The 9,444-nt window shown below is 67.8% G+C and carries 8 protein-coding genes; 6 read left to right on the top strand and 2 right to left on the bottom strand.

Features of this window, described 5'->3' with window-relative positions; all coding sequences use genetic code 11:
* The first annotated feature begins 314 nt into the window (after positions 1–314).
* The 6 genes from secA to FMQ63_RS31105 all read left to right on the top strand — a co-directional run bounded on the left by secA (position 315) and on the right by FMQ63_RS31105 (position 8,511).
* On the top strand, positions 315–3,137 hold the full coding sequence (secA, locus tag FMQ63_RS31130) for a preprotein translocase subunit SecA (RefSeq protein WP_011555310.1): 2,823 nt from the start codon (positions 315–317) through the stop codon (positions 3,135–3,137).
* Positions 3,138–3,519: 382 nt separating this feature from the next.
* On the top strand, positions 3,520–4,494 hold the full coding sequence (gene rpsB, locus FMQ63_RS31125; RefSeq protein WP_020477795.1) for a 30S ribosomal protein S2: 975 nt from the start codon (positions 3,520–3,522) through the stop codon (positions 4,492–4,494).
* Positions 4,495–4,650: 156 nt separating this feature from the next.
* Positions 4,651–5,304, top strand: a complete 654-nt coding sequence (tsf, locus tag FMQ63_RS31120) for a translation elongation factor Ts (protein ID WP_011555308.1) — start codon at positions 4,651–4,653, stop codon at positions 5,302–5,304.
* A gap of 218 nt (positions 5,305–5,522) precedes the next feature.
* Positions 5,523–6,275, top strand: a complete 753-nt coding sequence (gene pyrH, locus FMQ63_RS31115) for a UMP kinase (protein WP_011555307.1) — start codon at positions 5,523–5,525, stop codon at positions 6,273–6,275.
* Positions 6,276–6,313: 38 nt separating this feature from the next.
* The gene (gene frr, locus FMQ63_RS31110) at positions 6,314–6,871 is read left to right on the top strand and encodes a ribosome recycling factor (RefSeq protein ID WP_011555306.1); all 558 of its coding nucleotides are present in this window, start codon (positions 6,314–6,316) and stop codon (positions 6,869–6,871) included.
* Entirely contained in the window at positions 6,871–8,511 is a 1,641-nt protein-coding gene (locus tag FMQ63_RS31105) for a diguanylate cyclase (RefSeq protein WP_011555305.1), read from the top strand. Before frr ends, FMQ63_RS31105 begins: the two co-directional genes overlap by 1 nt.
* Here FMQ63_RS31105 and cyaY read toward each other — a convergent pair.
* Both cyaY and FMQ63_RS31095 read right to left on the bottom strand, forming a co-directional pair.
* Positions 8,499–8,831 (bottom strand): iron donor protein CyaY, encoded by a 333-nt coding sequence (gene cyaY, locus FMQ63_RS31100; protein WP_011555304.1) that lies wholly within the window; start codon positions 8,829–8,831, stop codon positions 8,499–8,501. The two genes, FMQ63_RS31105 and cyaY, sit on opposite strands and share 13 nt — an antisense overlap.
* Positions 8,832–8,844: 13 nt before the next feature.
* Complete coding sequence (locus FMQ63_RS31095; RefSeq protein ID WP_011555303.1) at positions 8,845–9,342, bottom strand: histidine phosphatase family protein; 498 nt, start codon at positions 9,340–9,342, stop codon at positions 8,845–8,847.
* Positions 9,343–9,444 lie beyond the last annotated feature (102 nt).

Here is a 9,444-nt window from a genome sequence, read left to right as displayed (position 1 = left end):
GGGCGGCGCGGTGTGTGCAGGGGGCTTGCCCCCGGGGGCAGGGCCCTGGCGGTTAGGCTGCGCTCCGGGGCGGCCCGGATGGCGAGAGGGAGGTCGTCGTGAAGGCCGGGAGGGGCCTCGGCGTTGATTTCGTGTGGGGGACATTGCGTGGGCTGGGTTCCGCTTTACTCTGAGCCGCTGCGTGGTGGGCGGCCTGCCGAGTGGAAGTTTCGGCGGACGCACGTGGTTTCCATACGTTTCTCCCTTACACCTCCAGGGATTTCCCTTCACTCGCCGCCGTCCTTCGAGGATTCTCCGGCGAGAGAGCCGACCGAATGATCGAATGGACGCTGAAGAAACTGATTGGGACCAAGAACGAGCGCGAGCTCAAGAAGGCCCACGCGAAGGTCGCCCGAGTCAATGAGCTGGAAACCCGCATGCGGGCCCTCAAGGACGAGGACTTCGTCTCCGAGACGAACCGCATGCGGCAGGAGATCCAGAACGGCCGTTCGCTGGATGACCTGCTCTTCGAGGCCTTTGCCATCACCCGCGAGGCGGCGCGCCGCGTCATTGGCCAGCGTCACTATGACGTGCAGCTCATTGGCGGCATGTTCCTCCACGAGGGCTGCATCGCGGAGATGCGCACCGGTGAAGGCAAGACGCTGACGGCGACGCTGCCCACCTACCTCAACGCGCTGTCCGGCCGGGGCGTGCACGTCGTCACGGTGAACGACTACCTGGCCCGCCGCGACGCGGAGTGGATGGGGCGTGTCTACCGCTTCCTGGGCATGACGACGGGCTGCGTGCTGCACGAGCTGAACGACAAGCAGCGGCAGGAGGCGTACCGCTCGGACATCACCTACGGGCAGAACAACGAGTTCGGCTTCGACTACCTGCGCGACAACATGAAGTTCCGCCTGCAGGACTACGTCCAGCGCGAGCTGAACTTCGCCATCGTCGACGAGGTGGACTCCATCCTCATCGACGAGGCCCGCACGCCGCTCATCATCTCCGGTCCCACCGAGGACAGCACCGACAAGTACTACCGGGTGGACCAGGTCATCCCCGGGCTGGTGCCTGACCAGGACTACACCCTGGACGAGAAGCACCGCTCCGTGTCGCTCACGGATGACGGCATCGAGAAGCTCCAGAAGCGGCTGGGTGTGGGCAACCTGTACGACCCGGGCGAAATCGAGATGCTGCACCACGTGGACCAGGCCCTGCGCGCGCACACGCTCTACAAGCGCGACAAGGACTACGTGGTGAAGGACGGCGAGGTCGTCATCGTCGACGAGTTCACCGGCCGCCAGATGCCGGGACGCCGCTGGTCGGACGGCCTTCACCAGGCCATCGAGGCCAAGGAAGGCGTGAAGATCGAGAACGAGAACCAGACGCTCGCGACGGTCTCCTTCCAGAACTACTTCCGCATGTACTCCAAGCTGGCCGGCATGACGGGCACGGCGGACACGGAGGCGGAGGAGTTCGCCAAGATCTACAACCTCGACGTGCGCGTCATCCCCACCAACCGTCCGCCCATCCGCAAGGACCTGCAGGACGTGGTGTACAAGACGGAGCGTGAGAAGTTCGAGGCGGTGGCGGCGGAGATCGAGGAGCTGCACAAGAACGGGCAGCCGGTGCTCGTGGGCACGGTGTCCATCGCCAAGAGCGAGGTGGTGGCCAGCTTCCTCAAGAAGCGCGGCATCCCGCACAACGTCCTCAACGCCAAGCAGCACCAGCGCGAGGCGGACATCGTCGCGCAGGCCGGCCGCAAGGGCGCCGTCACCATCTCCACCAACATGGCCGGCCGCGGAACGGACATCCTCCTGGGTGGTAACGCGGAGGTCCTGGCCAAGGCGTCCATGGGGCCGCCGCCCGAGCCGCCCACGTCGGCCCCGGACGGGCAGCCGCTGGACCTGACGGCCTACGAGGCGGAGGTCGCGGCGTGGGAGCAGAAGTTCGCCGACACCAAGGCGAAGCTCGAGGAGCAGACGAAGAAGGAGCGCGAGGAGGTCCACACCGCCGGCGGCCTCTTCATCATCGGCACCGAGCGCCACGAGTCGCGCCGCGTGGACAACCAGCTGCGTGGCCGCGCCGGCCGCCAGGGTGACCCGGGTGGCAGCCGCTTCTTCCTGTCGCTCGAGGACGACCTGATGCGCATCTTCGGGTCCGAGCGCATCCAGGGCCTGATGGAGCGGCTGGGCATGGAGGAGGGCGAGGTCATCGAGCACGTGTGGCTGTCACGTGCCATCGAGGGCGCCCAGAAGCGGGTCGAAGGCCACAACTTCGACATCCGCAAGAACCTCCTCGAGTACGACGACGTGATGAACCAGCAGCGCCGCACCATCTACAAGCTGCGTCGCCAGGTGCTGGCCGCGGGCGCGGGCGTGCCGCTGGTGGAGTACGACGAGGATCCGAAGACGCGCATCAAGACGCGCTCCGAGCGGACCGTCAGCTGGGCGGACTTCCGCGAGCTGATCCTGGACTCGATGGAGGACGTCATCGTGTCCCTCACCGACACCTACGCGCCCACCCGGGGCGTGGAGGGCTGGGACATCGCCGCGCTCCAGCAGGGCGTGAAGGAGACCTTCAACCTCGAGATGAACTTCGAGGGCGTGGGCAACCGCGAGGAGCTCCAGGAGCACATCTACAAGGCGGCGGAGAAGGTCTTCCAGGCACGCGATGAGGAGTTCGGCGAGAACTTCATGCGCTTCCTCCAGTACAACTACCTGGCGACCATCGACCGGCTCTGGAAGGACCACCTGCTGGCCATGGACCACCTGCGCCAGGGCATCGGCCTGCGCGGCTACGGCCAGAAGGACCCGAAGCAGGAGTACAAGAAGGAGGGCTACCAGGGCTTCATCCAGATGCTCTCCGCCATCAAGGCGCAGTTCGTCACCCAGCTCATGCACGTGCAGCCCCGCTCCGCCTCCAGCGCGGCGGAAGAGGCCGCCCGCATCCAGCGCCAGCTCGCGCAGCAGCAGAAGAAGGCGGTGGAGGGACGCGCCACGGCGGACGGCAAGCTGGATGAGGGCTCGGTGGCCGCGGCGGCGCGTCCGGCGGCGGCCAGCAGGCCGGCGGTGGGCCGCAACGACCCCTGCCCCTGCGGCAGCGGCCGGAAGTACAAGAAGTGCCACGGTGCCTCGGAGGCCAGCGTCTAGGACGCGGGCTGACTGACAGGCTCATCGTGGAAGACGCCGGCGCGGCGCCAACCCTCTGGGGGGGCACCGCGCCGGTGCTGTCTTGGCGGGGCGAAGGGGCCTCGCTGGGACGATAGGAGGGCGGGGGAGCGGCATGTGCCGTCCCTGCCCGGACGGGCGGTGCGGCGAAGCTTGCGCGGCCCGGAGGGGTTCTGTTAAGGACGCCCCGCCCCACGGTATGGGGTCGGGGGGCAGTCGACCCCAGGCAGTACCCACTACACACACGTCCGTGCCGGTCGCCGGTGCTTCCGTGGGTGAGGGCCTCTCCTCGGAGAGGAGCTCCTCCGCGGTCGTTTCGGCCGGAAGGTTTGCTCGGGCGTGGCGGAACAACCGGAGAGACGACATGGAAACGCAGGACACGCAGACGCAGCAGCAGGCGATGGCCGCCGCCGGTGGCATCACGATGAGGCAGCTCCTGGAGGCCGGTGTTCACTTCGGCCACCAGACGAAGCGCTGGAACCCGAAGATGAAGCCGTTCATCTTCGGCGCGCGCAACGGCATCTACATCATCGACCTGCAGAAGACGGTCGTGATGGCCCGCTCGGCGTTCCGCTTCGTGGCGGACATCACCGCGCGCGGTGGCTCGGTGCTCTTCGTCGGCACCAAGAAGCAGGCGCAGGACGTGGTCCGCGAGGAGGCCTCGCGCGCCGGTCAGTTCTTCGTCACCAGCCGCTGGCTGGGTGGCACGCTGACCAACTTCAAGACCATCAAGCAGGGCATCGACCGCCTGAAGACGCTGGAGAAGATGGCCGAGGACGGCACCTTCGAGCGCCTTCCCAAGAAGGAAGTCGCCCAGCTCGAGCGTGAGCGCGAGAAGCTGGAGAAGAACCTGGGTGGCGTGAAGGAGATGTCGAAGCTGCCCCGCTGCGTCTTCGTCATCGACCCGAAGAAGGAGCACATCGCCATCCACGAGGCGGGCCGCCTGGGCATCCCGGTCATCGGCCTGGTGGACACCAACTGCGATCCGGACGGCATCGACTTCGTCATCCCCGGCAACGACGACGCCATCCGCTCCATCAAGCTGTTCACCTCCAAGATCGCCGAGGCCTGCCTCGAGGGCGCCGCGCGTTACCGCGCCTCGGGCGCCGCCGAGCGCGACGAGCAGGAGGAGCGCGAGGGCCGTGACGACCGTGGCGACCGCCGCGATGACCGCCGTGGCCCGCGCCGCGGTGACCGCCGCGACGACCGTCGCGACCGGGGTGGTGACCGTGGCGGCGACCGCCGTGGCCCCCTCGTTGAGATGAAGGGCGCGGCCCCTGTCGCGTCCGCCGAGCCGGCCGCCGAGGCCGCTCCCGAGGGTGAGGCGGCGGCCGAGTAGCCGTCCCTTTCTCACGTCAGTGCCGAAGCGGCCGGGTGGCATCAGTTCGCCAGCTCCCCGGCCGCCTCTGTTTCCCTGGTGCCGCAGTATCCCCTTGAACTTACAATGCTCCGCCCGGCGCAGTGCGCCTTGGAGTGGCGGAGGCAGGAGACGACGATGGCCGAAGTTAGCGCCCAGATGGTGAAGGAGCTCCGCGAGCGGACCAACGCGGGCATGATGGACTGCAAGAAGGCGCTCGCCGAGTCGGGTGGCGACTTCGCCAAGGCCGAGGAGTGGCTGCGCAAGAAGGGCATCGCCAAGGCCGCTGGCAAGGAAGGCCGCGTTGCCTCCGAAGGCATCATCGGCACCTACGTTCACAGTGGCCGCATCGGCGTCATCGTCGAGGTGAACTGCGAGACGGACTTCGTTGCTCGCAACCCCGACTTCCAGGAGCTGGTGAAGGACGTGGCCATGCAGATTGCCGCGGCCGGCCCCAAGTTCGTCCGTCGTGAGGAGGTCCCCACGGACAACCTGGACAAGGAGAAGGACATCCAGCGCGAGATCCTCAAGCAGCAGGGCAAGCCTGAGGCGATGCTGGAGAAGATCCTCGTCGGGAAGATGGAGAAGTACTACGAGGGCGTGTGCCTCGTGGACCAGCTCTGGGTGAAGGACGACAAGAAGAAGGTCGGCGAGATGATCTCCGAGCGCGCCGCGAAGATTGGCGAGAAGGTCTCCGTGCGCCGCTTCGTCCGCTACGAGCTGGGTGAGGGCATCGAGAAGAAGAAGGACGACCTCGCCGCCGAAGTCGCCAAGACGCTGGGCCAGGCGTAAGGCCTCCGCGGTCCCCACGGGGCCGCGAGCCTGGACGCAGGGCTGACAAGGGCCGCGCGCGCCGGAAACACCCCCCACGGGGCGTCCGGGCGACGCGGCCCTCGCTTTTTGCGGGTCTGATTGGCCCCTCCCCGTGCGACCGCCAGCGGACGATGTGGGGCCGGCCCACCGACTCCAGCGTTGATCCCTCGCGGAGCGGGGGATAGAAGCGGTGGCGCATGTCCTCCGACACGAAGAAGCCGCTCCCGTATCAGCGCATTCTCCTCAAGCTCTCGGGCGAGGCCCTGATGGGGGAGGGGAAGTACGGCATCCATCCGCCCACGCTGATGGGCATCGCCGAGGAAGTCATCGAGTTGGCGCAGGCCGGCGTGGAGGTCGCGCTGGTGATTGGCGGCGGCAACATCTTCCGGGGGGTCGCGGGCGCCACGGAGGGCATGGACCGCGCCAGCGCCGACTACATGGGCATGCTGGCCACCTGCATCAACTCCATGGCCATGCAGGACGCGCTGGAGAAGAAGGGTCTGCACACGCGCGTGCTGTCCGCCATCAAGATGGAGCAGATTGCCGAGCCGTACATCCGCCGGCGCGCCGTGCGCCACCTGGAGAAGGGCCGCGTGGTGATTTTCGCGGCGGGCACCGGCAACCCGTACTTCACCACCGACACCGCCGCCTCCCTGCGCGCCATGGAAATCAACGCGCAGGTCATCCTGAAGGCAACCAAGGTGGACGGGGTGTACAGCGCGGACCCGAAGAAGGACCCCACCGCACGGCGCTATCGGTCGCTGACTTACATGGACGTGTTGAAGCAGAATCTCAACGTCATGGACTCCACGGCCATCTCGCTGTGCATGGACAACAAGCTGCCCATCATCGTGTTCGACCTGACGCAGCGGGGCAACATCCGCCGCGCGGTGCTGGGTGAAGGGGACATTGGTACGTTGGTGGGTGGCAGCGAGACGGTCTGGGCCTGAGTCCCGACCCACCGGCAAGCACTCAAGGAGAGAACGCAATGAGTGGAGACGTCGTCGCCGAACTGAAGGGCCGTATCGACAAATCGCTCGAGGGCCTGCGCACGGACCTGACGAGGGTCCGCACGGGCCGCGCCAGCATCGCCATCCTGGAGGGCGTCCGGGTGGACTACTACGGCACGCCGACGCCGCTGTCGGGCGTGGCCAGCGTGAACGCGCCCGAGCCCCGGCTCATCACCATCAAGCCGTGGGAGAAGAGCGTCCTCAAGGACATCGAGAAGGCGCTGCGCGAGGCGAACCTGGGCATCAACCCGATGAACGACGGCGAGATGATTCGCCTGCCCTTCCCGCCGCTCACTGAAGAGCGCCGCAAGGACATCGCCAAGCAGGTGAAGACCAAGGGCGAGGAGTTCAAGGTCACCATCCGCAACCTCCGCCGCGACGCGAACGAGGTGCTGAAGACGCAGCTGAAGGACAAGAAGATCACCGAGGACGACCACAAGCGCATCACCGAGGTCGTGCAGAAGCAGACCGACGCGGGCATCACGCAGGTGGATGAAATCGTGAAGAAGAAGGAGAAGGAGGTCATGGAGGTTTGATGTCCTCCATCGTCCTCGCCGAGCCCTCCGCACCGGTGGCGGGCGTTCTGCGCCGCTATCTCGAATCCGCCGGTCATGAAGTGTCCTGGGTGAGCAGCGTCGACGAGGCGCTGCGCACGGTGAGGGAACGAATGCCCACCGTCCTGCTGGCGTCCGGAACGGGCGCCCTGGACGGTGAGGCGCTGTGCCGGAGCATGCGGGCCGAAGGCCTCGCCGCGCCGGTGTTGCTGTTGTATTCGCCGGACGAGGAGCAGGCAGACACGCGGGCCGCCCAGGCGGGCGCGGACGGGTGCCTGGTGGGGCCGCTGAAGCGCCCCACGGTGTTGACGTGCGTGTCCCTGCTTGTCCAGCGCGAGGAGGCGCTGCGGCGGGTGGGTTCCGTGGGCGTACGGCCGCCGCCACCCCCGTTCGATGGGGCGTCTCACGCGGGTGGGCCCCCTCCGCTTCCGGGCGCGTTGGGCGGGCGGATGGTTCCGCCTCCTCCTCCGCCGCTCGACGGCGTGGATGCACCTGTCGAGAGTGTGGATGCGCGGGGCATGCCCCCTCCGCCGCCGCTCGACGAAGAGGCACCGGAAGCGGAGAGCGCACAGGCGCGGGTGGTGCCACCGCCGCGCGAGGCGGAAGCGCCGTTGTCCGAGGGCCACGGCGCGAAGTCCGCGTCGCTGCCACCTGAGCTGGACGAAGAGCCCATCACGTCGCCGTCCTCCGAAGCGGGCAGCACGGCCCCGGATGCGGGCGAGGTGCCTGCTTCGGCCACAGCGGAGATGCAGGCTTCCGAGGAAGACGACCTTCCACTGCTCCACGCGGAGCCAGAGGCCGACGAGCGGGATGCCGCCAGGACAGCGTCCGAGGACGGGCCCGAGGCCACGGAGGCCGTCGCTGCATCAGGCGCCGGTTTCGAGCCGTCGTCCGCGCAGACGTCTCCGCCCGAGGCCCCGGCGATTTGGGCGGCGAAACCCGCGGACTCGGGTGCTGTGTCGACGAGCGCGTCTGACGCCGCCACCGCGACACCAGCCGCCAGCGCTCAGCCTCCCTCGGTGGGTGCCCGGCACTCCGGCGCCTTCCCCGCGCTCGCCCCCACGCCTGTCCCAGGCGCCAGCCGCATCAGCCGGTCCGACGTGGCGGCGGTCGGCTCCTCTCCGGACTTCGAGTTCCTCAAGCGGCTGATGTTGATGGAGGTGAAGCGCAGCCGGCGCTACCGCTACCCCATCGCCGTGTTGCTGGTGGACATCGACAAGTTCGCGGAGAAAGCCGCGCCCCTGGCCCCTGCCGCGCGGAAGCTCGCGCTCGCCGAGGCCCTGGGACTGCTGGTGTCCGGAGTGCGCGACATCGACGTCGCCGTGCCCTTCGCGGACAGTCGCTTCGTCGTCTTCCTTCCGCACACGCCGCGCTCCGGCGCGCTGGTGGTGGGGCAGCGCCTGCGCGAGCTCATCAAGTCCCTGACGGCCTACGAGGGCGCCAGCGCCTCCGTGGGTGTCGCCGTCTCCGAGCCCCCGTCGGGCCGTGGACCCGTGGCGGGCGCCCTGTCTCAGGTCAGCTTCGGCAGCCTCCTCAAAGAGGCTGGAGAAGCCCTGCGTCGCGCTCAGGCCGCGGGTGGGGACTGGGTGGAGGCCGCGAGCGGCAGGACTCAGCCGGGATAGACGAAGTCCGCCCCGGTGATGCCGCGGACGACGTCCGCGACGAACGACATCAACTCCAGGCCCCGGCCCTTGTCGTCCTTCCAGGTGCCGGTGGCCGCGTCGTAGTCGAAGTGGATGCCCTGACCCTGGCCCGCCACCCAGATCTGCCGCACGGCGCGCTGGGTGTTGACGATGCACTTCTCCCGCGAAGCGGCGGTGAGCGTCACCATGTCGCCGGTGCTGTCGGCTTCCAGGATGTCAGGGTCGATGGTGTCCGCCGCGGCGAGGATGCGCTTGAACGCGGCGGAGACCAACTGGTTGTAGCGAGCTTCGTCCATCATGGCCGCAATGGCCTCACTGGATGATGTCGAGCACCTGCTGACCAGGGGCGGCGTAGAACAGGAACTTGAACGCCGGTGAAGACTCCCCCTCCGCGCGCTCCAGGCCGATGACGGTGCCCGGGTTGACGGGCTTGGGGAAGGACTGCATGCCGAGCAGATGGGCCGCCAGGGCGCCCATGGACGGCTGGTGACCCACGAGGACGAGGTTCTCGTCCGCGTACTCGTTGAGCACCGGTTCCACCGCGCCCACGGGCATGTCGGGCAGCAAGCAGCGATGCACCTTCAGCGGGCCCTCGAACCTGGCGGAGATGGAGAGAATCTGCGCCGTCTGCACCGTGCGAACCAGCGGGCTGGTCAGGATGCGCCCCACAGGACCGATGCGCTCGGTCAGCGAAGCGAAATGCTGGGCAGTGCTGGTGCGGGACTTCGCGGTGAGGGCGCGTGCCTCGTCACCGAGACCCTCGGGGATCTCCGCGTCCGCATCCGCGTGCCTAACCAGGAAAAGCCTCAAATTCCCTCCACCGCTTTCGACAGAACCGCGGTTCGTACACGAGCGCGGCAGGGTTGGTCAAAGGTAATGCGGCGATTGTTCAGTGGCCGGAACAACCCCACC

Source organism: Myxococcus sp. CA005, from assembly GCF_006518205.1.
GTDB classification, from domain to species: Bacteria; Myxococcota; Myxococcia; order Myxococcales; family Myxococcaceae; genus Myxococcus; species Myxococcus xanthus.
Note: the sequence above shows the minus strand (reverse complement) of the source record. Positions and strands in the feature narration are given on the sequence as shown.